Below are 23807 nucleotides of genomic sequence, written 5' to 3' on the forward strand. Positions count from 1 at the left end.
GAATGAAGAAATGTATTCTTATAGTTTGGATGGGATTTAAACAAGTCTTAACGATTACAAGCCGTAGTGTATATTATTTTCTGAATATTAAGTTTATTTAAAAATTTGGATTACGTAATATATAAGGAGTTCTATAAAATAAATTGTCAGCGTAACTACTAGATCAGCTATATTGATACAATAAGATTCCCTATAGATGGCAAAACAAAAAGGCCGCTTCAACGACCTCACTTTTTCAGCAACATCATATCCCGTTGTTGCCTTTTCTAAAGTTATCATAATCTGTCTTAATGTAATGGAATACCTTAGCATTGCCGTTCTGATCAGGATGCGTTATTTTTAATAAACCTTTATATCCTGCCAATACTTCTTTAACGGTTGCTTTTTTTGAAAGCCCTAATTTTTTGCTATAATCATCTGATCGGGCAATGGGGGCGGAATTGAAATGGCCCGTTTGATTTTGCTTCCGTTTCGTCAATTCATTACGTAATTCAATATTTTCCGTTAACAGATCCCCCGCTTCATTTTGCAATTGGCTTTTCTCATTCCTAAGCATGACCACTTCCTTTTTATACATTTCTCTTTGCTGAATTAATGTTTTTTTGGCAGTCTCATAGAGTGCTTCCATTCCTTCTATATGCGTATCTTGGGCTTGTATTTTTAACCTTAACCGATGTATGATTTCATCCTTGTTTTGTGCCGGTACATCATTTATAGACAGACTTTTGGTTGCATCATCGATGATATATCCAGAATCCCGCTTGCTTTTACCCTCGTATTTAATCCTGCCTTCATTAAGCCAACGCCTGACAACCTGCAAACGAACATGTTCAGAAATGCCTGCATCCTTTAACAAGTCAAATGCCAGATCTGTGTCATCCATCGTAGATCCTGTTTTTCTACTCCCGTTCCCTCCCTCGTATTTAATCCTGCCCTCACGCAGCCAACGCCTGACAGTTTGTATACTAATACTTTCTGTTACGCCTGCATCCTTTAACAGGTCGAAAGCTTGATCTGTGTTCACATTTTTCACCTTTCCCTCTACTCACCATGAAATGCTGAATGATGCTGGACTAACTACGAAACAATGAGCCTTCTACCTTAGGATGGGGCGCATTGTTCAAAAATCTATATATGTTATGTACTCAACAATTCCGCCATCAGCCTGCATTTCATGTATAGCCAGTGCTGCTGTTCCTCTATAGCTGTACTGAATTCCTTTGGCACTATCAATTTGTAATCCAATAAATAATAGCACAGCTCCTTTTCAAACAAAAAACAAACAGATAAAGATTGGATGACAGATATCACAGCAGGATAACGAAAGAATTCCATTCGTATAAAGCCAAATCATGTACACGAAAAATACGGATAAGAACACTGAGCCCATTTAAATATCCGAATCCCTCGATGAGGCAAAATGAGGGATTCGGACTTAATCTTTCAACCATGCCGATTAAGGGATTACTATGGCAATGATTTTCACCATCCCTTACCTTATTGACACTATAGCGATCATCACGGTTTCATTTTATAGGGCAATTACAAAAAGTTATTTTTGGCCCTCTGTATAAATTTGAAAGGTTATACCGAATTTGTCTGTCACAATTCCATAAGCAGGGCTAAAAAAAGCTTCCTGCAACGGCATTTTCACTTGACCATTTTGCGATAGGGCTTCAAAAATCTTGGTTGATTTCTCGATATCGTCAGTTGAAATGCAAATCGTAACTTGATCACCTGTCTGACTCGTTTGCCCTGGAAATGAATCTGAAAACATTAGATCGGTTTCCCCAACCTTCACCATGGCATGTGACACAAGTTCCTTCGCTTCCTCTGGCAAAGGAAATTCCGGGTTTTCTGGCATTTCGCCAAAAGTTTGTGTAAAAAGGACTTGTGCATCCAATGCTTTTTCGTAAAACCCAATCGCTTCTTTCGCATTACCATTCATCATTAAATAGGGAGACAACCTCATGCTCATAATAAATAACCCCTTTGATTCTATTTTTTTGGTATAACCCCGAGTAACTGTCATGGCTCATTTATCATTTGAATGATCATCTAACATTATTACCCATGTTTCCATTTTACAACAAGGAACATACGTTCGTCAATGTGGATTTAAGCAAGAGCAGCGGCTAACTTCCCACCAAAATGGGATTATTCTAAATCGCGTCGGTATGCGAAAACTGCCATTTTTAATTATTCCTTCCACTTCGGCTACCGAACGAAAAAATCATACTAGCTTTACCCAAAGGGAATTTCAAAAGGGGTCTGGAATTTAAAAATTCCGGACCCCTTTTGTTTACTGATCAATTGAAATGGCCAGCTTCTCGATTTCATCAGAACGATGAATGTGAAAGCCTTGGGGTGATGTTTGGGCTGCGGCATACATGGCTGCGGCTACCTTTTTTGCTTGTATGGCACGATAGGGACGCAGAGGTCCAATGAAGATGAATTGTGCGATGGAGCTCAACATGCCAGAGATTTTCTCACCTGCCCGGAATTCCTCTCTTTCGCCAAGAAGTAATGAAGGGCGAAATATATGAACCGAGTTCATGGCTAACTGTTGAAGTCCACCTTCGACATCACCTTTTACACGACTGTAAAAAAAGGCCGATTTTGAATTGGCTCCCATAGCCGTTATGACGAGTAATTTTTCAACATCGCAGCTTTTCGCCATTTTCGCCGCTTCCATAACATAGGTATAATCCACTTTACGAAAAGCCTCTTTTGATTTAGCCTTCTTGATCGTTGTACCCAAACAAATAAAAACATCCGTGACGTTAAATAAATGGGCAAACGTTGACAAACGGTCGAAATCTACAATATGTACGGTGCAATTCGGTTCATGCATATCCACATGCCTTCTTGTCAGCAAATGGATTTCGTCATAAACATGGCTATTGCTTAGTTGTTTAACAAGCTGGGTACCGACCACTCCCGTTGCCCCTAAAACCAATGCCATCTTTTTTTTAATCATGATTTCCTTCTTTCCTTCATGAGCTATCGTGAACCTTCCATCGACTCATTTACCTTTTGATTATTATGACAAATGTTTGATTTGATTGAAGTCTTTAATGATCCAGGAATCGACCTCGAATCTTATCGTACTCAAGCATGCATTGGACAAACGCATATCACTGGTTACAATTGATTCGTTGGACATCAATCGTAAGATGAAATGAATAACGGCTCCATGTGCAACAAGTATCACTTTCTTTTCTGGATATGCCTCCTGGATTTCTTGAAGTCCCTTCATCAGGCGGTTAGTGAGGGCCTTCTCGCTTTCCTGGCCCGGATAAACTTTATTTTTGTAAGTTGCCTCCCTTTTTTCGGCTGTCAATCCTTCTGCGGCTCCAAAATTCTTTTCAATGAATTCGATTTTCTCAATTACCGGAACATCCATATAATGAGCAATGATATCAGCCGTTTCCCTTGCCCTTATAAGCGGACTTGTAATGATTACATCCCAATCTTCTTTCATCAGGAATTCACCGCATTGACGTGCCTGTATCTTTCCGAGTTCATTTAACGGAATATCTGTCTGCCCCTGCAGCTTTCCCTGTGCATTCCAATCCGTCTGTCCATGCCGTACTAAACAAATCGTCGTAATTGTCATCACGCCTTTCTATATTGGATTACATTATCTTTCCTGCTCTTCCATGATCGAATGTCCTTCGGTCTGCTCGATATCTGACCATTTCCATTTTTCATGCAATCGTATTCTTCCGTCAGTCAATATCTCTGGTGTGGAAAAACAGCTGCCTCCTCTAATTTCCCCTTTTTCATTGATATGATTATAGCGGAATTGAAGTGTTCCATCAGGGTTGACGAGTCCTATCAAGCTCCCTTTTACAATTTCACCGCCTTGATAGATCGCTGAAAGAATGGAGCCTTCCTGTGAATAATGAAAGGACGTACTGCCCGAAACTTCCCCGTTTTCTGAATTGACTTTTGCCTTAAAAATCCGCCCATCATAATTAATCACGATCAATCCCCCTATGAATGATTAAGGATAATCATACCAAATTTCCACAAAAAAGAGTATATTGAGAATCTCTAAAAAGATAAAATATGATTAAATCCCTTCACCAAAAACAGACACGAAAAATACATAATATTTCCATTGAATTCCGCTTATGAATTGTGGTTAGATTATGGAAGATGTTACATATGGGATGTTCATCCCCAATGCTCAGACATCGGAATATAACTAGAAGATATGGTGAGGTGCTCTTTTGAAAGAAATACTTCTGATTTTACTATTGCAACTTATTTATGTACCGATTTACACGTTGCGAACCATTTTCTTAGTGAAAAATATCACCGTACTTGCCTCGATACTGGGCATTGCAGAAATGCTAGTGTATGTTTTTGGACTATCGCTTGTATTTGGCGGCGACCAGAGCATCCTGGCCATGGTTGTATATGCTGTCGGTTTTGGAATCGGAATTATTTTTGGAACGAAAATTGAGCAGAAACTCGCCATCGGCTACATAAATTTAACCGTCAATACTCAATCCAAAAATGCACAGTTAGTTGATACACTTAGGAACAATGGATTCGGGGTTACTCTCTATACAGGTGAGGGCAGGGATAGCAACCGTTATCGAATGGAAATTTTGACGAAACGCAACCGTGAGCAAGAATTGATCGCAACCGTAGAAAAATTCGAACCGAAGGCTTTCATCATTTCGTATGAGCCGCGTTACTTCAAAGGCGGGTTTTTACTGGATCGGTTGAAAAATAAGGCAAGCTAAAAGCAAAAGGGGAAAGCCAACATGAAAGATGGCTTTCCCCTTTTATTTGGTTTTTGATTTCCTTATTTTCACTGCTTTCGTTGCCGGCTGTTTTTTAATCCACTTTATATATTTTTTCAATGAATCATCATCTTTTAGCAATGCGATCGTATAGAGGCGGATGGCCAGCTCCTTGTTTGAATATAACGCGTGAATCTGTTTATGGCATGATTTACAAAGAGCGGCAGTCGGTAAATGGCTGCCTCCTTCTTCTCTCGGTATTAAATGATGGACGGTCAATTCAATTCCGTCCCTTTGACAAAGCTCACATGTTCCTATCATTTCCCGATACGTCCGTTAAGGTTTTACGGATTTCCCTTCTTCAACGATATGGAACATTAAATGGGCAAGATGATGAATGGGGCCATATTCCTCTTCATCGTCTTCTTCCACTTCTTCACTGTCATTCATGCCTTGTAAATAAAGTGCCATGAATTCATAAAAATCAGGTTTGGCAAAGGAATAACAATCACTTGGATCCTGATTATCTTCTTCATACTGTAAAACCAAATGCGATAAATCCCCCTCGTCATCTTCAGCATCAAAAAAGACGAAATAGCCGATATTCGTATCCAAATCAAATAATCTGCGAAATCCACGGGACGTCGTTTTTTCAAACTCAGCGGCTGTCAATTTTTGCACCTGCATGCTGTCTACATTATCTTCCTGATGGAAACCAACGATGAATGTCTTCATCTCATTACCTCCTATTGAATTATGATAATCAATAGTATCCCCATTTAACTGGATTTATCCTGATTAAAGATTTGCTTCCAAGATGACCGGGCAATGATCGCTGCCCATGATATCACAGTGGATGTTTGCATCCATGAGAGAATCGGACAATCGCTTTGAAACAATGAAATAATCAATTCTCCAACCGATATTCCGCTCTCTTACTTTGCTCATATACGACCACCAAGTATAGGCACCTTCTTGTAACGGATAAAAATGGCGGAATGTATCAATGAAACCTGCATCAAGCAATTCAGTCATTTTACCACGTTCTTCAAGCGTAAAACCTGAATTTCCGATGTTAGGTTTGGGGTTCTTCAAATCGATTTCCTGATGTGCGACATTAAGATCGCCGCAGAAGATGACCGGTTTAACCATGTCGAGCTCCTTAAGGTACTCGATCATCGCTTCTTCCCATTCGAGACGATAATCGAGCCTTGTCAAATCCCTCTTGGCATTTGGTGCATAGACATTCACCATATAAAATTTCTCGTATTCGAGGGTGATGATCCTTCCTTCTGGTTCCTCGGTCAAGTCGCCTACACCATATTTCACTGAGAGCGGCTTTTCTTTTGTAAAAATGGCAGTCCCCGAATACCCTTTTTTCAGCGCATAATTCCAATATTGATGGTACCCATCAAGTTCAAGCGAAATTTGTCCCTCTTGAAGCTTCGTTTCTTGCAGACAGAATATATCCGCATCAACTTCTTTAAAATAATCTAAAAATCCTTTCTTCACACAAGCCCTAATTCCATTTACGTTCCAGGAAACCAATTTCATGTTCTTTTAAACTCTCCTTATTCCCGTTAATTTCTTTTCCTTTCCACTATACTATTGATTCGGTTGTTTTCCCATTAGAGTACATTGGAAAACAACCTGGCAAATGATTCTTTTGAACGTTCGAGCATACTGCGATTATTATATGTAATGGGGTCAAGTTTTTCACTGTCCAGCATATCTTCCTTATAGTGAGTGATAAGATCACCGATAGAGCGGCTGCCCATAAGGAAGACATTGACTTCGAAATTCAGATGAAAACTCCTCATGTCCATGTTTGCCGTACCAATGGAGGCAATATCGCCATCCACGATGATGAGTTTCTGATGTAAGAAACCTTTTTTATAGGAATAAACTTCAACGCCATATTGAAGCAGCTCCCCGAAATAAGAGCGGCTTCCGTATTGTGTCAAGAAACCATCATTTACCGCAGGAACCATTAGCCTAACTTGAATTCCTTTTACGGCAGCATGTTTAATCGCCGCTTTGATCGCTTGATTGGGGACGAAATATGGACTGGCGATCCAAACTGATTCGGTGGCACTATTGATAAGCGCATAGTAAAAATCACTCATGATTCCCTGCTGTGTATCCGGCCCGCTTGCGACAACCTGGACAGCTCCGTCCCCTTTTCCGCCTTCGCTTTTCAGTTCCGGACGCTCCTGCAATACATCTTCACCACTGACATATTCCCAATCCAAAAGAAAAACGGTATGAAGCATATATACCGCTTCCCCTTTAAGGACCATATGTGTATCTCTCCAGAATCCAATCTCTTTATTTCTTCCTAAATACTCCTCACCAACGTTCAAGCCGCCGACAAAGCCAATCTCCCCGTCGATGATGATGACCTTCCGGTGATTCCTGAAATTGAATTTCTGATTGAAAAAACCATTTTTCAAAGGAGAAAACGGGAAGGCTTTTATACCGGCATTTTTCATTCGTTTAATTTCGTTATTCGACAGTTTTAAACTGCCGGCTGCATCAAAAATGAATAAAACTTCCACTCCAGCTTGTGCTTTTTCAATGAGGATATCGATTATTTCCGTGCCAAGCCTATCTGATCGAAAAATATAATACTCAATATGAATGAACTTTTCCGCCTTTTTTAACTGTTTTATGATTTCCGTAAACGTTTCATTGCCATTTTTCAAGACTTCCGTTTTCGAAGACGTACTGATAGTGGTCTCAGAAGCTTTTTTGGCAAACGCTGCAAACGATTGCTGGTGATTATTCAAGAATGATAAATCTGGAGCTGATACCTGTTTTACAAGGCCCTTCCACTCTGCTCGGTCTCTTTTCCTTTTGGTTTGATACAAATACCCTTTTAAATAGAGTTGTCCTGAAAATAAATAAAATAGATAGCCGAAAACCGGGAAAAACAGCAGGACATACATCCATAATAGCGTTTCGTGCGCAAATCTATTTTCGAGCATGAGGGAAAACATCGTCACGAACATGACAAATATATATAATCCTACAAAAAACAGTTTCATATCAAAGTTAACTTCCGTAAACAAAATTACGTATACAGCAGCGATTAATATAAATAAAAATATAATTTCCATTCTTCTTCTTTTCATCTTTTCATTCTCCTACACAGCAATATTTTATATACATTTAAACATATACCCATAATTGATGGTAAAAGAAACAAAACACCTACGAAGATTTATTTTCGCAGGTGTTTTGTGTAATTCCTATCGTTTCATGACGGGAAGCAGGCTCTCATACAGCTTAATATAAGCCGAGGAGGAAGAAGTCCAACTAAAGTCCAGCTTCATGGCACGTTCGACCAGACTCTTCCACCGCTTCGGCTGGAATTTGTACAGCCCCACTGATTGCTCAATGGTATGAAGCATATCGTGTGCATTATAATTCGTAAAACTGAAGCCATTCCCTTCACCAGTAAATTGATTGTAGGGAATGACCGTATCACGGAGCCCGCCGGTTTCCCTAACTAATGGGAGGGTGCCATACCGCAGCGCCAGAAGCTGGCCGATTCCACACGGCTCGAATTGGGAAGGCATCAGGAATATATCAGATCCTGCATAGATACGCCTTGCTAAGCCCTCATCAAAATAGGTATTGACGGAAACTTGATTCGGATACTGTTCAGCTAAATGACGAAAGGCCGATTCAAATTGCTCCTCCCCTGTACCCAAAAGGATGAATTGGATGCCCTGGTTCATCATTTCATGAAAAACGTGGAGAATGAGATCGATTCCCTTTTGGTCAACGAGCCTTGTCACCATGGATATTACCGGTGTATCATCACTCACTGGAAGATTCAGCGATTCCTGCAACTGGCGTTTATTCTCCAGCTTCCCTTCATAGGAATCGTAGGGAACAGCAAGGTATTCATCTGTGCGAGGATCATATTCTTCATAATCGATTCCATTGATGATGCCTTTAAGGTCACCATTTCTTTTGCGTAAAAATCCATCCAGATTCTCACCAAAATAGGGGCTTTGAATTTCCTCCGCATAACTTTGGCTTACCGTTGTGACGATATTGGAAAATGCTAAGCCAGCTTTCAAATAACTGACATTCCCATGAAATTCAAGACCATTGATATTAAAATATAACTCACTTAAATCCAGCAGTTCGGCCAATACCGTTTTGGAATAGACCCCTTGATATCGTAAATTATGTATCGTAAAGACCGTTTTTATATCCTGATAGAAAGGATGATTATGATAGTGCGCTTTCAGCAATACACTGACTAGGCCCGTCTGCCAATCATGACAGTGCACGATATCGGGCTTTTCATCTAAGTATGGCAAAGCCTCCAATATGGCACGGGAAAAGAAGGCGAACCTTTCGCCATCATCGAAGAAACCATAACTCCCATGTCTTTTGAAATAATATTCGTTATCCAAAAAATAATATGTAATTCCATTTGCGACAAGCTTCTCGATTCCACAAAACTGCTGACGCCAACCTACAGGAACTTCAATACTTGTCATATGCGTCATTTCCTGTTTGAACTGAAAAGGGAGATCCTCATATTTAGGAAGAATGACACTTACATGGACTCCCTGTTTTAGTAGTGCTTTCGGGAGTGCGCCTATTACGTCTCCGAGCCCTCCCGTTTTTATGAAGGGGGCGCATTCCGAAGCAGCGAATACTATGTTCATTGCCGCACCTCCTCTATTAAATGACTTCCGCTTTTTTTATTACAGCCGGCTGTTTCCTGCCAATGACCGCTTTTTCCTTGGTTATTTTCACTTCTTTATCCGTTATCGTATTTTCGACGATAGCACCTTCTTCGATTTCACCTTTTTGCATGATGATGCTATTCCTGATGATTGCGCCTTTTTTTACCTTTACCCCTCGGAAAAGAATGCTGTTCTCCACTGTTCCTTCAATGTCACAACCATTTGCAATTAACGAATTGGTAACATTCGAAGAACGTGAGTATTTTGTCGGCGCTTCATGCTTGATTTTTGTATAAACATCCCATGTGTCTCCGAAAAAGGAACGGATGACGGCAGGGTTAAGGAAATTCATATTACTGGAATGGAAGCTTTCAATTGAATGGATAAATGGCATATCTCCAGTAAAGTTGTAACCTTTGACTGTAAAGCGATGGAGATTGGCTTTCACTGCATCTTTCAAAAAGTCATATTCCCCATTCGCTACACAGCTTTTAATCAATTTAACCAATAAGGTCTTGCTTATGATGAAGGTTTCTAAACAAACATGGTCTCCTGGCCTAGGGATCGTGTAAAAACTGATGTCCGTGATATCTTCATCGGAATCGACCGAGCATGTGTGATAAATCGGTTTTTCAATTAATTCGCCGACATAGTCTTTATAGACGACGGTTATATCCGCATCATGTTTTTTATGATAAGCAAGCACATCATTAAAATCCAATTTGGATACATGGCATCCCGGGGAAATGATGACAGTATCAGCCGCTGCCCGTTCGAAAAAGCTGAGGTGATCATAAAATTGTTTCATATCGCCAGTTACTGTTTCGTCGGGATGGATGGGCGGCAGGATGAACAGTCCTCCTGAACGTCTATCCAGATTCCATTCCTTACCTGAACCAAGATGATCCATGACCGAAAGATATTTTTCCTTAGGGAAAACGGCTACCTTTGATACATCGGCGTTAATGAAGTTAGACATTGTGAAGTCAATCAAACGGTAGCGTCCTCCAAATGGTACGGATGCCACATTACGATGAGCAGTCAGCTCTTTTAAATGTTGTTTTTCATTGATTAAGTTAATAATACCCAACACATTTTCCATAGCATCTTCCCCTTTTTCTAGTTAAGAGTAATTTTCTTTTTATTTGGATTGATAATGGTCTGATTTTCGCCGATTAACGTAATATCGGAAGTTACCGCCGAATTCCCTACGACTGCCCCATCTTCAATTATGCAATTGCTGGCAATGATGCTTCGTTCAATATGAACATTTTCACCAATGGTCACATTGGGCATGATGACTGAATCTTTAATGGTTGAACCATAGCCTACCTTAACATTGTAGGATAGCACCGAGTGATCAATGTTCCCGTCGATCATGCATCCTTCATTGATAAGTGACTGACTGACCTCGGCATTTGCTGAGATATATTGCGGTGGGTGATTGGCATTGCGGGCAAAAATCTTCCAATGCTGATCATCCAGCTGGAAATTCGGTTTTTCCTCCAATAAATCCATATGTGCCTGCCAGAGGCTCTCGACGGTTCCGACATCTTTCCAGTATTCATTAAAACGGTAGGCATACAGCTTCTTTCTGTCTTCCAGCATCTTAGGAATGATGTTGCTGCCAAAGTCATTAGAAGAATCCGCATCTTTTTCATCATTTATCAAATATTGTCTTAGCTTCTTCCAATTGAAAAGGTAGACACCCATTGACGCGAGGTTACTCTTTGGATATTTAGGTTTTTCATCGAATTGGGTGATCTTATCCTCGTCATTTGTATTCATGATCCCAAATCGGCTTGCTTCTTGCCATGGTACTTGAATGACGGCTATCGTTGCCTCTGCATTCTTTTCGACATGATAATCCAGCATCTTACTGTAATCCATTTTATAAATATGGTCACCTGAAAGGATGAGTACGTGCTCCGGATCATAGTTGTCAATATATTGGATATTTTGATAAACGGCGTTTGCCGTCCCCTTATACCATTCACCGCCTTCTTTGCCTTGATATGGCGGAAGAACGGAGACTCCGCCAACATCCAGATCTAGATCCCATGCTTTCCCGTTCCCAACATAATCATTTAAAATCAATGGCTGATATTGGGTCAGTACCCCAACCGTATCAATACCAGAATGAGTGCAGTTACTCAATGGAAAATCGATGATTCTATATTTACCGCCGAAAGGAACAGCTGGTTTTGCCAACCCGATGGTCAGTTCACCTAACCTTGAACCCTGGCCTCCTGCCAATAACATTGCTATCCATTTTTTTGCTCCCATTATTCGTTCACTCTCCCCCGTCTTTTTTTTGTTTGCTTCATATAAATAGAAACGCCTAATGGAGGTACAGTTATTTCCATACTGAATGGTTGATTATGATAAGGTTCTTTTTTAACAGCAATGGGTTGCTCGTTGACCTGACCAGATCCTCCGAAATCCGCGGAATCACTGTTGAAGACCTCAATATATTTACCATGAGATGGCACGCCAATCCGATATTGATCATGAGTCTGTGCAGAAAAATTACAGACCACAATACAATAATCGCCTTTTCGCTTACCTTTCCTCATAAAGGTAATGATACTCTGACTACTATTGTTTGGATCTATCCATTCAAACCCCTCCTGGACATGATCAAGTCTCCATAATGAAGAGGTTTCTTTATAGAATGACTGCAGGGTCCGAAAATAATAAGAAAGTTTCTCATGAGATTCATATTCCAAGAGCAGCCAATCCAATTGCTCCTCATCTTTCCATTCGATGAATTGGCCGAATTCGCCACCCATGAAGAGAAGCTTTTTTCCAGGATGCGTCATGAAATAACCGAAGAGCAGTCGCGAATTTGCAAATTTCTGCCAATAGTCACCTGGCATCTTATTTAATAACGACTTCTTGCCATGAACTACTTCATCATGAGAGAACGGCAATACGAAATTTTCTGAAAAAGCATAGAAAAATGAGAAGGTCAAAAGGTTATGATGGTATGGCCTCTCACCCGTTTCCAATTTCATGTATCGAAGGATGTCGTTCGTCCATCCCATATTCCATTTATAATTAAAACCAAGCCCGCCCATATCGGTTGGATAGGTTATAAGTGGGCGATCTGTTGCTTCTTCAGCCATCATTAATGCATGAGGATATTTCTTGAAAACTGCTTCATTGAGCCTTTGCAGAAATTCGATCGCTTCTAGATTTTCCTCCCCGCCATTTTGATTTTTCAATTTGACCGGCAAAGGATTGTCATGATTTAAATACACCATTGACGATACCGCATCGACACGGACACCATCGATATGGTATACCTCCATCCAAAACATCACATTTGAAATTAGGAAGCTTATGACTTCCGGTTTGCTGAAATCGAAGTTATATGTGCCCCATAACGGACGTTCTGCCCTATTATGATCAATAGGTTCATAGAGAGGTGTGCCATCGAAACGGGAAAGTCCATGGGCATCCTTACAAAAATGGGCGGGAACCCAGTCCAGGATGACTCCTATGCCATGTTGATGGCATTTGTTGATCAAATACTTGAAATCTTCCGGTGAACCGAAACGGCTGTTTACCGAATAATAACCGGTAACCTGGTATCCCCAAGACTTATCGAATGGGTGTTCCATTATTGCCATGATTTCTATGTGTGTAAAACTATTATCAATCACATACTCAACTAATCTATCGGCCAGTTCACGGTAAGAATAAAATTCGCCATTCTTTTTCTGTTTCCATGTGCCTGGGTGCACTTCATAAATGGACATGGGCCTATGATAGATGTTTTCCTTTTTCCGATCGGTTATCCACTTCGAATCTTGCCATTCAAAATTATCCAGCCTTTTGACAATTGAAGCTGTATTTGGTCTGACTTCCGAATAAAAGGCATATGGATCGGCTTTAAGGATACGTTTATTTCCAGGTGTATGTATTTCGTATTTGTATAGTTCCCCTTCTTGAAGTCCTGGTACGAACAACACCCAGATACCTGAACGCTCGACCCGATTCATCACATGATCGGTTCCGTCCCAATCATTAAAATTACCTACTACCGATACTTGCTTGGCATGGGGGGCCCAAACGGCAAACCTAACTCCTTCTTTACCTAAAGATGTGATTATGTGTGCCCCAAGCATCTTATAGCTTTCATAAAGGGTCCCTTCATGAAACAGATATAAATCAAAATCGCTTGGATAATTCTCTTGCAGCTGATCCAAAATTGTATTCAATAAAACCCCTCCATCAATATGAACTCGATAACATTTCATCATCCTTCCCCAGTTATTATATATATTCGGTGAAAATAACATTAATCCTTCAATGGAGGTGAAGATATTGTAATAAATGCCCGTTTTTTTGAAAATTAAAACATTTATTTGCAAAAAATCAACCAGATTATGTAAAAAAATCATTATTTCAATAAAAGCTCTTCCCTTTTTATTGGAAGAGCTCTACGTTACCGTATATGAATAATTCATGTCGCTTGTTCTGAGCGAAGCATGTCGGTTTTCGTCAAGAAAAGATAAGACAAAGATACGGACCATGCCAATGGTGTATTTTTGTTAGGGATATCACTTCCGCCAATATATAACTCGGGGACTTCCCAATTTTCCGGAATGATCCTTTTCGTTTTTTCTATATACTCCATGGCCTTATTCACCATGCCAAGTTCAAGAAAGCATAACCCCAACCAAGGGAGCCCGAAGCACCATTCCGCTTCCCGGCCTTCATTATAATAAAGATCATTTTCGTAACGAATACACCCGTTTGTTCTTTCAAGGAGACTTGTAACATTATTCAAAATTTTAAGGGCTATTTCCCTGTCGACGAGTCGATAAGGATATATTAAGGATAAAAGGGCTAAATCCGCCTCTTTAGAATAGCTTTCCCTAGGAAGAAGAAAGCGGAGTGCCTCTTCTCCCTTTTTGATCAGTTCTTCCTTTACGTTGACGAGCATCTTGACTGAATTCAAACCGGCTACACATGCACCGATGCTCGAAGCGTGTATTTCGATGTTCTCTTCCCACATCCCATTATCTTCCGACTGCCAATATTGCAGGCATTCCAAGTAATGAACCAGCTTTTGAACGATTTGTAAATCACGTCCATCTCGGATCACCTTTTTCCCATGCCTATATCCTTCGCCGACGCCCCACAAAAAAGCACCGATTGCATCATTTTGAGCATGCCCCCACTCTTCGGGCAGCTCCTTCAGCTCAGTGGAATATCTCGAGTGGATATATTCGAATAGATACTGAGGTTTTTGCTCAGTGTGAATATCTATCTTCCATTCATAGGTTTGAAATAAGTCGAATAAGGCATGATAGGCCTTTTCATAACGATTGGATGGGTCATTTATAAAAGGAAGTACTGTATATACCACATCCCTTATCCAAACATAATTATAATCGTTGGAAACGCTGGCAGTATATGCACCATTAGTAAGCCGCATGCGATCGAGAACCTCTAGGGCACCATTTACATTCATTTATAGAACACCTCCATAGTTATTTCCTCATTTCCATTGTTGACAGACTACCGCATTCTAAACATCCGTTTTTTCTTTTAGATTTCGAAGCGCTTACAATTCATTTACCTACAACACCTTTTAAAAGTACTTTCACCCTAGTTTATGTGGTCAATGCCTTTTTTGATAATCAAGCTTTCCTTGTTCAGTAAAAAGCGTCATCTGCCTACGCGATGGGTAGTCAGTCCACGGTTCATTCGTTCGTGCATGATTCCAGGTAGGAACGAAAAAACCAGTAATGGAAATCCATTACTGGGTTTTTCGGCCTATCCTTAAAATGCTAAGTATAGATTGAAAGAAAAAATCGTACAAATTTGCGTCACCTGCTTCTTGCTTTTTACTTTGCAGTTCTTTCAGTTACCGGCTTATCGAGCAGAATCGGCAATTCTCGATATATTTCGATGATTTCTTCGATCTTCATTCTCACCAAGCCGCTGGAGGATGGTGCGACGAATTCCATCGTCGCATTGGATAGGGGATCTTCCTGCAGGCCCCAAGCGATATGTCGTGATTGACGATATTCCTGATAAACACCCTTGCCTACGAAACAGACAAGTTTAGGCTTATACTTTTCAATTTTTGCTTTTAATTGCTCTCTTCCCTTGCTGTATTCTGCCTTAGTGATATCATCCGCCCCTTTTGTAGGCCTGGAAACGATATTCGTGAACCCATACCCTAAATCCAATAAGGTAAGATCTTCATCAGGGGCATATTTCCTCGGGGTCAAACCTGATTCATGGAGAATTTTCCAAAAACGGTTGTTAGGGTTTGCATAATGATGTCCTGTTTCCCCGGAACGTATGCTTGGATTGAAGCCAACAAACAAAATATCGAGATTCATCTTTAAATGATCATCTATTCCTTCCATTGATTATCACTCCTTTTCATGTCTCTCTTCCATTCATTGTACAAAACGGAACAATAATTAACTACCCCTACGCCCTTCCCACACGAACATAACCAAAAAAACGTCAATTTCCTATGTATTCGATACCGATATTGCAACTTAATGTATCCAGTAATTGCGGCACCAAAAGAAATCACACATAAGCATTTTTCCTATGTGTGATTGGAATGTTTATCGGCAGTGTCAAGATCCTTTTGAAAGCCGGAGCAGCCGAACTTAATCGGTGAAAAGAAACAGCCACCTTATAGATGGCTGCTTCTTCATATTACTTATTGTGCGTTTTCTACACGAACATAGTTAATTTGATTTAATGGAATGGTGATGATATCCAAATCGCCTTCATAACCACCGGATGTTTCCGTTAAGCGAACGATTTCATCGGTCACTACATGTAAAACTCCCTCAAATAAATCACTGCTTGTTGCCACTTCGACCGGGTTCCCGATATAATGTCTTAATTGATTGAAAAAAATACTAGATAACAATGCATTCTCCTCCTTATATAGGCTCTCTAACAGAATTGATGGCACGGAATGGAACGAATACGACAGTCCCAGCTGCTTCACTAATGACGATATAATCAGCTTCAATTGCACTTAAAATTCCCGTCACCGGTGCAAAATCAGTGGAAACCGTTACAGTTCTTCCTAGTAATCTAAATAAAACCCTTCTTAAATCACTGAATGGGTCTCCAGGAATACCAGGTGTATCAGGGAAGTCTGGTGTATCTGGCGTATTGTTGCCATTTTCAATTAGCCACTTATAATAGAGGTATTCGCAATAATTCTTTTTACATTCTTTCTTGCTGCTCATTTTTTTACCACCTTTTTGATTGTCTTTTATACGATCATCTTTTCTATTCTCATCTTGCTTGTGTTCACACTTCTTACTCTCTTCCTTTTTGCACTGTTCCCCCTTTCCCTTTTTTAGTACAGCACTGAATTCGTTGTCGATCGCAAGCGTGAATCCCGGTATGGTTCCTATTGAAAATGAATTTTCTGTCTGCAATTTTGCTAATATTTTACCTAAATTCGATCTTCTTGAATTCCTTGATCCACTTAATTCCTTTGAGGATCTTGACATTTTGCTGCTCCTTTCTATATGGCTTCAAAAGTAGTATATTGACGAATGTTGTTTTCGGCTTGGACTAAACAACCTTTTTTTACTAACTTAATATTTTTTATGAAGGATGTTCAAAACCATGTCCATTTCTTTAAAGCGCGGAATATGATACGGATGAGGTGATAAATGTGACGTATAAACGAAGAACGGATAGCGAAAACATCGTATTTCCATCGTGCTCCGAAACATCCGGACCAACCAAAAAATGTGTGAACTCATTACCAAGAAAAGAAATCTCCCCTTCATTCGTAAGTGCTCTTCCTGCTGATCCAGGTATTATTGCACCATTAAATAAGGGTTATCGCGTTATCAGGAAACAATTAAGCGCAATCGACACCTTTCACATAAGGGGCATGCGAACATGAAGCCAATCAGAGTCATGATGGTGTTGGATACCCTGGATGTAAGCGGAACGGAAACTCATGTGCTAAGTCTCGTAAAGGAGCTGCAGGCTAGAGGAATCTATACTGCAGTAGTAACAGGAGACGGAAGTATGATAAGTCGTTTGCGGGAGACGGGTTGCGCCATTCATAATATGGATTTTCCTGCAACATTCACGATGAAATCAGGAACGGGATCAATCGTATTAAGCAACCTTGTAGATTTGTTACAGCAAGAACAGATAACACTCGTGCATGGCCACCAGATCAATTCCGGCCACATCTCTGCCAAAGCAGCGAAAATCGCCAATATTCCGTTCATCTTCACACTGCATGGCACCTACTTTCCCGAAAGTGATATAAAAAGTGTGCTGCAGCTGACAGATGCTGCGATTGCAGTTAGCGACCCAGTAAAAAAACGGCTTCAGCCATTGTTTGCGAAGGAAATTGAAGTGATAGCAAATGGAATTGATACCGCGCTATTTTCCCCTTCTCCTTCAATGGAATTAAGAAAGAAAATGAATATTCCCCTGAATGCCAAAGTCATTGTTTACTGCAGCAGAATAACTCGGCATAAAGGAAAAATCTGCATGCTATTAATTAAGGCCTGCAGGGAGTTAAAATTAAAGGATATTTCCAACCTGCATGTAATCGTCGTCGGGAACGGACGGCAATTGAAGGATATCAAGAGCATGGCAGCAAGTATCCAGACCTCATGTAAGGAGGATTTCATTCATTTCACCGGGGAACAAAAGGATGTGAAGGACTATTATGCAGTTGCAGACTATGTGGTGGGTACAGGCAGGGTTGCTTTGGAAGCAATGGCATGCGAAAAACCAGTCATTTCTTGTGGAAATCTAGGATACTTTGGAGAAGTGAACAGGAATAACTTTCAACAAGCGTGGGAGTGTTATTTCGGGGATCACGCTGCAGAGCAGACATGCACCCAAGCGTTGCTTTATCGCGACCTGCGTAACCTCCTTAGATCGGATATTGGTTTGCAAACAGGTCGGGATTTACGGAAATTGGTAGTGAATCAATTCGATAGCAAAAAAAACATATTACCGCTCATTGAGTTATATACAAATACGGTCCAAACATTTGAACAGCAGCAGGCCATAAAGTAGGCTCTGCTGCTTATACATACGATCAAATACTTATATTTTGGTAATGAAGGCACAGGGAAAATGAAGTCAGCAATCTCGTTTCATGCAATAGGGATGAGGGAAGATGGAAAATCCCGCCTATCATTAGTGCCTTGAGAAATGACTCCAATCGCTCTTTGATATGACTGACGAATTAGCAGAATAGGGAATAACTTCCTTTTGATTCTTAACTAGGACACACGCTGCTGTTGCTCCAAGTGTTCATGTTTTTTTGCTGTGGACATCTTATTGAGGGTAAGTAGGATTCCAAAAACCCACAATACGACTATACCAATATAGATATACACATGTGCTTCAATCGGGACCCATGTTGTTAAAAGCGTTCGTACATTTATTAAGATGATGAATCCCCCGACCAAGACGCCCATTAATTGAGCCGGAAGCATCCGAACGAGCCAGGCTGCAATCGGTGCAGCAACCACCCCGCCCATGATTAACGCCCCGACCCAAAGCCAATTAACTGCCTCCCACCCAAGTGAAAGGATAAAACCCAGGCTTCCAAAGAAAGCGATGGCAAATTCGCTTGTATCGACCGTTCCGACGGCTTTTCTGGCAGTCATCCCTTTTTTGGACAACAGGACGGGCGTTGCAATCGGTCCCCATCCACCACCTCCAGTAGCATCACAAAATCCAGCAAAGAGCCCTAACGGAATGGATTGCTTAACGGTTAATGGCCTAAAGGTTTCATGTTCCTTAGAAGGCTTGAAAATAAATAAAAAGCGAAAAAGAACGTATATCCCAAGCCCAAATAAAAATACGGCAATATACGGTTTCGCCAGTTCGGCAGGCAAGTTGCTCAGAAAGCATGCACCAACAAAGGCCCCTACCGAACCAGGAATGATCAAACGGTAGACCATATGTTTGTCCACGTTCCCAAATTTGATATGCGAAGCTCCTGACACAGCAGTCGTGACCACTTCGGATAAATGAACGGATGCCGATGCCACTGCCGGTGCGATTCCAAATGTCAGCAATAGGGAAGTTGAACTCACTCCGTATCCCATTCCAAGTGAACCATCGATTAATTGGGCTAAAAATCCGATAAAGGCTAAAACGATTAACTTTTTCATGAGCTTCCCCTTCTTAACGAAAATAAAAACTGGATAACATAGAATCGATGGGCTGTCATTGAGCCTGAAAAAAAGGCACGTAACCAAAAGGTATGACTTGTTGGTTAGGTGCCTTCAGTTTTTCTGATCAGCCCGATGATTTATTTGAATTCAGCTTCTACTGGCAACAGCCTAGCTAAAAAGCGATATCTTTCTTTCGTGGAATGTTTATATATATCGGCAATCGATTCTTTCAATAGTTTGGATTTTTCCTCATTTGTTAACAAGCTTTTCTTGATGATCATCCTTGCTTCAAAAAGGAATTCCAAATATTCCTCATATGATTCATCATAAACGTCCCCTAAATCATTCCTGATTTTTTTGGAGAGCGCCGGGCTAGCTCCATTAGTCGAAACACTTATCGAAAGCATGCCCCGATTCAAGGTTGCTGGTATATGAAAATTACCAAGTTCATGATTACTGATCACGTTCACCAATTGACTAGATGAGGCATTCCGGTACACCCGTTCATTTACTTCTTCTGAATTTGTTGCAACGATGATTAAAAATGCTTCTCGATAGTCAGCTTCTTCCACTTCTTTTAAAGAAACGCGAATTCCCCCTTCTCTTTCCAATAATCGGAATTCCTCGCATATGTCAGGACTAACGACGGTCACATCAGCTCCAGCATCCAATAAGGGGCGCGCTTTGAAGTAACCAATTTTTCCCCCGCCGATAATGACACACTTCCTATTTTCGATATTAAGCGTAATTGGATACACAAGCTCTCTCCCCCTTCAATTCATGTATACGGTCTCTCAATATCCGTTCAATTTTCGGGTGATAACCGAGATAATTACAAAGGATGATTTTTCGCCCTTCGGCATTCGCAATTCTTTGCCAATCGTTTTGGATGGACTGCATCAATATACCCGTAAACAACAGGTAGGGCAGTATGAAAACTTTGTTGGATTGAGAGGCGGCAGCCATCTCCAATGCTTCGGCATAGCTTGGTGCGGCAGCTGTCAGATAGCATTCCTGCACCTGGCTTTTTGGGAACCTGTTCCGAAGCAAGTCAGCCAGCTGTCCCAAATCCCGTTTTACGTCGGGGTCACTGCTGCCTCTTCCAACCAACAAAATGAAAGAATCCTTGGTAACCTCTTCATTCGTTTCTTCCAATCGTTCCACTAAGATGTCAACCATTCGGTCACTGACACCGATTGGCCTTCCATATTTCAAGGGTACAGCTGGATATCGACTTTTCATTTTGTCCAATACGACCGGAATATCATGTTTCGCATGTACAGCAGTCAGTAACAGGACGGGGATGGCAATGATACTTGTCGCTCCTAGTCGTATGCATCGTTCGTAAGCTTCTTCAATCGACGGGGCTTCCAATTCCAAAAAGCAATATTCCTGAATCGGGTTTGGATGTGATTTCATACAAACCTTTATAAAATCAATGGCCTGGACTGAAGCTTCTTTAACACGGCTTCCATGGCATATGTATAAAATTGCTTCCATTAATAAGCCTCATTCGCGAGCATATTTTCGGTTTGTTTTGTTTCAAACCATTTGATTTTTTCGCGTAAATGAACGACATCTCCGACTACGATCATGCATGGATTGGAGATTTGTTCGATTTGTGCGGTTTCCACAACCTTCGTTAATGTACTGATGGCCGTCTTTTGGTTTTTTAAAGTCCCCCAATGAATCAGAGCTACCGGAGTGTCCGGATTTTTCCCATACTCCAAGAGTTTCCCTTGAATATATGGCAAGTTCTTCACTCCCATATAAATGGCTAATGTATCAATGCCTTTCGCCAGGGATTCCCACTTAATATCGTCCTTTCCATCCTTTTTCCGATGTCCAGTAACTATTGCAAACGATGATGAATGGTCCCTATGCGTAACGGGAATGCCTGCATAGGCCGTCGCTGCGATTCCAGCCGTGATTCCGGGGACAATTTCAAAGCTTACGCCACTTTTGGCAAGAGCTTCCGCTTCCTCTCCGCCCCTTCCAAAGACAAAAGGATCGCCGCCTTTCAAACGGGTTACGACCTTTCCCCTTTTTGCATATTTAACCAAAAAACGATTGATCGTTTCTTGCTGCAACAAATGATAGTCCGGTAGCTTCCCGCAATTGATCAATTCCACGCCAGGTTTTGCATGATTCAATAACTCTTTGTTGACAAGTCGATCGTATAAAATGACATCAGCTTCCTGAATGCATTTCAATCCTTTTATCGTGATTAAATCTGGATCTCCGGGACCGGCTCCTACTAGATATACTTTTCCCATTTTGCTACCTGCCTTCCCTTAGAGAATCGTTTCGAACTTCGTTAAAATGAAACCAGCTCCATTAGTTAGTTGCTTTTTTTCGTATAAGGAGATGTCTTCCACATCGGGCATTTTCAGAAAATGCTTTTCCAGCTCAACATCAACAAACTGGAATGCTCTTTCATCCGAATCGGCGACAATGATGACGTGGATTGGAACTTCGTCGATAGTGACTTCAAAACGGTATAGATTCATAGATTGCTTACATCTCCCATTAAACGGCCACTTCAGCCAATATATCGTCAAGCTTGATTTGCAGCTCCGCTTTTCCTACCCTTTTCACAAAATCAAGGAAGGTTTCGGCTGGAAGCTTGGTTTGTTTGAAAAACAGGATGAGTTCTTTCAGCACATGGTAGAGTTGTTCAGCTTCCACTTTCCCTTTAAGCTTTTCATTGAATTTCCCGCCTTCTTGCAAGGTACCGCCTACGTATATTTCGAATGCTTCGACCATTTTTTTATCCTGGTTTTTCATCTTTATGCCCTGAAGGCCTATTTCAGCAATCGCCCGTTGCCCACAGTTATTCGGACAGCCTACCATATGCATCCTAACCGGTACATCAAGTGCCATTTCCCTATCCAGTCTTTCAGAAATGCTTCTCATCCTGTTTTTGGTTTCCACGAGAGCAAGGTTGCAATATTCAATGCCTGTACAAGAAACGGAATAGCCTATGAAATTTTTAGGTTGATACGGAAACCTTTCAAAGATGGATTCCCGTTTCAATTCCTCAAGTTTTTCCTCAGAGACATTGGGAATGATTAGATTCTGGGAATTACAGTAACGGATTTCACCATTCCCATAGTTTTTTGCCAGTTCGGCAAACTCGATCACTTCCGCTGGAGTTAGGCGACCAACCGGAATATTAACACCCACATAATGGAGTCCTTTTTGTTTTTGTTGATGGATCCCATAGAAGTACCCTGCATTCCAGCCCTTCACTGCACTTTCACCTTTTTTGGGAAGCGGTCCCGTGTATTCCAGCAATTTTTCGAGAAATTGCTCTGGACCCCAATCCGCAACGAGGAATTTCAAACGTGAGCGATGACGCTTTTCACGGTAGCCAAAGTCACGAAATATCGTCGTGATTGCCGCTGCTACTTCAACGGTTCTTTCAGGTAAAATAAATAAATCAAGCTCCTCAGCCAGCATCGGGACGGAGGATAATCCTCCGCCTACCTTCACATGAAAACCAACTTCGGTTTTCCCTTCCATTTCCTTGGTTGCAGGATTGAAAGAAAGGCAGTTAATTTCAGCATTCGAGGCATTGTGAATATTCGCACTAATTGACATTTTATATTTCCTTGGAAGATTCGAATAATCTTCATTCAGCCGGAAATATTCAAAAACATCATAAAGGACATCACGTGTATCAAAAAGTTCATCATGGTCGATTCCTGCCAATGCATTCCCGATGATATTTCGGGTAATATCACCACAAGCACCGGCCGTAGTCATTCCCACGCGCTCTAAACGGTTCAAGATATCCGGTACTTGCTCTATCGTCAACCAATGAAATTGGATGGCTTGACGAGTGGTGATATCATACACACCGCGGCCGTAATCTTCAGCAATGCCCGCTAATGCGATTTGTTGATCATATGTGACGATTCCTCCTGGAATAACGACACGCATCATCCAGTAGCCTGCTTCCTTGGGACGTTGCAGGTAAAGGCCGGCCCATTTGAACATATCCCATTCCTCTTTAGGAATCGATTCAAAACCATTTGCGGCATAATGGGCAATATCTTCAAAGATCTTCAACCCGTCTTTTTCCAATTTCCTGATTTCCGTTTTATTTTTAGCAATCAAAGGATTATCCGACCAAAATTTCTCGTACACCATTCGTTTTC

Annotated in this window: 25 protein-coding genes; 2 read left to right on the top strand and 23 right to left on the bottom strand. The window is 41.0% G+C overall.

Annotated features, from left to right (window positions below):
* Positions 1 to 244: 244 nt before the first annotated feature.
* From MHI53_RS12495 to MHI53_RS12515, 5 genes are all read right to left on the bottom strand, one after another.
* Positions 245 to 1024, bottom strand: a complete 780-nt coding sequence (locus tag MHI53_RS12495) for a hypothetical protein (protein WP_340371430.1) — start codon at positions 1022 to 1024, stop codon at positions 245 to 247.
* Between the two features lie 528 nt (positions 1025 to 1552).
* Positions 1553 to 1978, bottom strand: coding sequence for a VOC family protein (locus MHI53_RS12500; RefSeq protein ID WP_100530179.1), 426 nt, complete (start codon positions 1976 to 1978; stop codon positions 1553 to 1555).
* A gap of 324 nt (positions 1979 to 2302) precedes the next feature.
* On the bottom strand, positions 2303 to 2980 hold the full coding sequence (locus tag MHI53_RS12505; protein ID WP_061142905.1) for an NAD-dependent epimerase/dehydratase family protein: 678 nt from the start codon (positions 2978 to 2980) through the stop codon (positions 2303 to 2305).
* A 63-nt stretch (positions 2981 to 3043) separates the two neighbouring features.
* A complete protein-coding gene (locus tag MHI53_RS12510) occupies positions 3044 to 3613 on the bottom strand; it encodes a histidine phosphatase family protein (RefSeq protein ID WP_061143010.1) in 570 nt (189 codons plus the stop codon).
* Positions 3614 to 3643: 30 nt separating this feature from the next.
* On the bottom strand, positions 3644 to 3988 hold the full coding sequence (locus tag MHI53_RS12515) for a n-acetylglutamate synthase (protein ID WP_185113100.1): 345 nt from the start codon (positions 3986 to 3988) through the stop codon (positions 3644 to 3646).
* A 250-nt stretch (positions 3989 to 4238) separates the two neighbouring features.
* On the opposite strand from MHI53_RS12515, the gene MHI53_RS12520 reads away from it, so the two are divergent.
* Positions 4239 to 4760 carry a DUF2179 domain-containing protein gene (locus MHI53_RS12520; protein ID WP_340371431.1) on the top strand — a complete coding sequence of 174 codons (522 nt, stop codon included), beginning with the start codon at positions 4239 to 4241 and terminating at the stop codon, positions 4758 to 4760.
* A gap of 42 nt (positions 4761 to 4802) precedes the next feature.
* Here MHI53_RS12520 and MHI53_RS12525 read toward each other — a convergent pair whose 3' ends face one another.
* From MHI53_RS12525 to MHI53_RS12580, 12 genes are all read right to left on the bottom strand, one after another.
* Complete coding sequence (locus MHI53_RS12525) at positions 4803 to 5081, bottom strand: HNH endonuclease (protein ID WP_061142907.1); 279 nt, start codon at positions 5079 to 5081, stop codon at positions 4803 to 4805.
* 15 nt (positions 5082 to 5096) lie between these two features.
* Positions 5097 to 5495 carry a hypothetical protein gene (locus MHI53_RS12530; RefSeq protein ID WP_061142908.1) on the bottom strand — a complete coding sequence of 133 codons (399 nt, stop codon included), beginning with the start codon at positions 5493 to 5495 and terminating at the stop codon, positions 5097 to 5099.
* Between the two features lie 63 nt (positions 5496 to 5558).
* Complete coding sequence (locus MHI53_RS12535; protein ID WP_061142909.1) at positions 5559 to 6314, bottom strand: exodeoxyribonuclease III; 756 nt, start codon at positions 6312 to 6314, stop codon at positions 5559 to 5561.
* Between the two features lie 74 nt (positions 6315 to 6388).
* Positions 6389 to 7894 (bottom strand): cardiolipin synthase, encoded by a 1506-nt coding sequence (cls, locus tag MHI53_RS12540; RefSeq protein ID WP_340371432.1) that lies wholly within the window; start codon positions 7892 to 7894, stop codon positions 6389 to 6391.
* 117 nt (positions 7895 to 8011) lie between these two features.
* A complete protein-coding gene (glgA, locus tag MHI53_RS12545) occupies positions 8012 to 9451 on the bottom strand; it encodes a glycogen synthase GlgA (protein ID WP_340371433.1) in 1440 nt (479 codons plus the stop codon).
* A gap of 16 nt (positions 9452 to 9467) precedes the next feature.
* Positions 9468 to 10574 carry a glucose-1-phosphate adenylyltransferase subunit GlgD gene (gene glgD, locus MHI53_RS12550; RefSeq protein ID WP_061142912.1) on the bottom strand — a complete coding sequence of 369 codons (1107 nt, stop codon included), beginning with the start codon at positions 10572 to 10574 and terminating at the stop codon, positions 9468 to 9470.
* A 17-nt stretch (positions 10575 to 10591) separates the two neighbouring features.
* The gene (locus MHI53_RS12555) at positions 10592 to 11758 is read right to left on the bottom strand and encodes a glucose-1-phosphate adenylyltransferase (RefSeq protein ID WP_061142913.1); all 1167 of its coding nucleotides are present in this window, start codon (positions 11756 to 11758) and stop codon (positions 10592 to 10594) included.
* On the bottom strand, positions 11758 to 13698 hold the full coding sequence (glgB, locus tag MHI53_RS12560; protein ID WP_340371434.1) for a 1,4-alpha-glucan branching protein GlgB: 1941 nt from the start codon (positions 13696 to 13698) through the stop codon (positions 11758 to 11760). Before glgB ends, MHI53_RS12555 begins: the two co-directional genes overlap by 1 nt.
* Positions 13699 to 13943: 245 nt before the next feature.
* Positions 13944 to 14957, bottom strand: coding sequence for a glycoside hydrolase family 15 protein (locus tag MHI53_RS12565; RefSeq protein ID WP_061142914.1), 1014 nt, complete (start codon positions 14955 to 14957; stop codon positions 13944 to 13946).
* Positions 14958 to 15333: 376 nt separating this feature from the next.
* The gene (locus tag MHI53_RS12570; RefSeq protein ID WP_061142915.1) at positions 15334 to 15864 is read right to left on the bottom strand and encodes a mismatch-specific DNA-glycosylase; all 531 of its coding nucleotides are present in this window, start codon (positions 15862 to 15864) and stop codon (positions 15334 to 15336) included.
* A gap of 308 nt (positions 15865 to 16172) precedes the next feature.
* Positions 16173 to 16388: a hypothetical protein gene (locus MHI53_RS12575; protein ID WP_100530045.1), complete on the bottom strand. Its 216-nt coding sequence runs from the start codon at positions 16386 to 16388 to the stop codon at positions 16173 to 16175.
* Positions 16389 to 16401: 13 nt separating this feature from the next.
* Positions 16402 to 16986: a DUF2642 domain-containing protein gene (locus MHI53_RS12580; protein WP_340371435.1), complete on the bottom strand. Its 585-nt coding sequence runs from the start codon at positions 16984 to 16986 to the stop codon at positions 16402 to 16404.
* Between the two features lie 400 nt (positions 16987 to 17386).
* Between MHI53_RS12580 and MHI53_RS12585 the strand changes: the two genes are divergently transcribed.
* Positions 17387 to 18532: a glycosyltransferase gene (locus MHI53_RS12585; protein WP_061142918.1), complete on the top strand. Its 1146-nt coding sequence runs from the start codon at positions 17387 to 17389 to the stop codon at positions 18530 to 18532.
* 209 nt (positions 18533 to 18741) lie between these two features.
* Here MHI53_RS12585 and MHI53_RS12590 read toward each other — a convergent pair whose 3' ends face one another.
* The 6 genes from MHI53_RS12590 to MHI53_RS12615 all read right to left on the bottom strand — a co-directional run bounded on the left by MHI53_RS12590 (position 18742) and on the right by MHI53_RS12615 (position 23799).
* A complete protein-coding gene (locus MHI53_RS12590) occupies positions 18742 to 19641 on the bottom strand; it encodes a sulfite exporter TauE/SafE family protein (protein ID WP_061142919.1) in 900 nt (299 codons plus the stop codon).
* A gap of 140 nt (positions 19642 to 19781) precedes the next feature.
* Positions 19782 to 20402, bottom strand: coding sequence for an NAD(P)-binding protein (locus MHI53_RS12595; protein ID WP_061142920.1), 621 nt, complete (start codon positions 20400 to 20402; stop codon positions 19782 to 19784).
* A complete protein-coding gene (locus MHI53_RS12600; RefSeq protein WP_061142921.1) occupies positions 20383 to 21144 on the bottom strand; it encodes a sirohydrochlorin chelatase in 762 nt (253 codons plus the stop codon). Before MHI53_RS12600 ends, MHI53_RS12595 begins: the two co-directional genes overlap by 20 nt.
* Positions 21144 to 21920 (bottom strand): uroporphyrinogen-III C-methyltransferase, encoded by a 777-nt coding sequence (gene cobA / locus MHI53_RS12605; protein ID WP_061142922.1) that lies wholly within the window; start codon positions 21918 to 21920, stop codon positions 21144 to 21146. The genes MHI53_RS12600 and cobA overlap by 1 nt, the downstream gene beginning before the upstream one ends.
* A gap of 18 nt (positions 21921 to 21938) precedes the next feature.
* Positions 21939 to 22154, bottom strand: coding sequence for a DUF3906 family protein (locus MHI53_RS12610; protein WP_061142923.1), 216 nt, complete (start codon positions 22152 to 22154; stop codon positions 21939 to 21941).
* A 19-nt stretch (positions 22155 to 22173) separates the two neighbouring features.
* Positions 22174 to 23799 (bottom strand): nitrite/sulfite reductase, encoded by a 1626-nt coding sequence (locus MHI53_RS12615; protein ID WP_340371436.1) that lies wholly within the window; start codon positions 23797 to 23799, stop codon positions 22174 to 22176.
* Positions 23800 to 23807: the final 8 nt, after the last annotated feature.

Origin of the sequence: Peribacillus sp. FSL E2-0218 (assembly GCF_037992945.1) — a bacterium.
GTDB lineage: Bacteria > Bacillota > Bacilli > Bacillales > DSM-1321 > Peribacillus > Peribacillus simplex_B.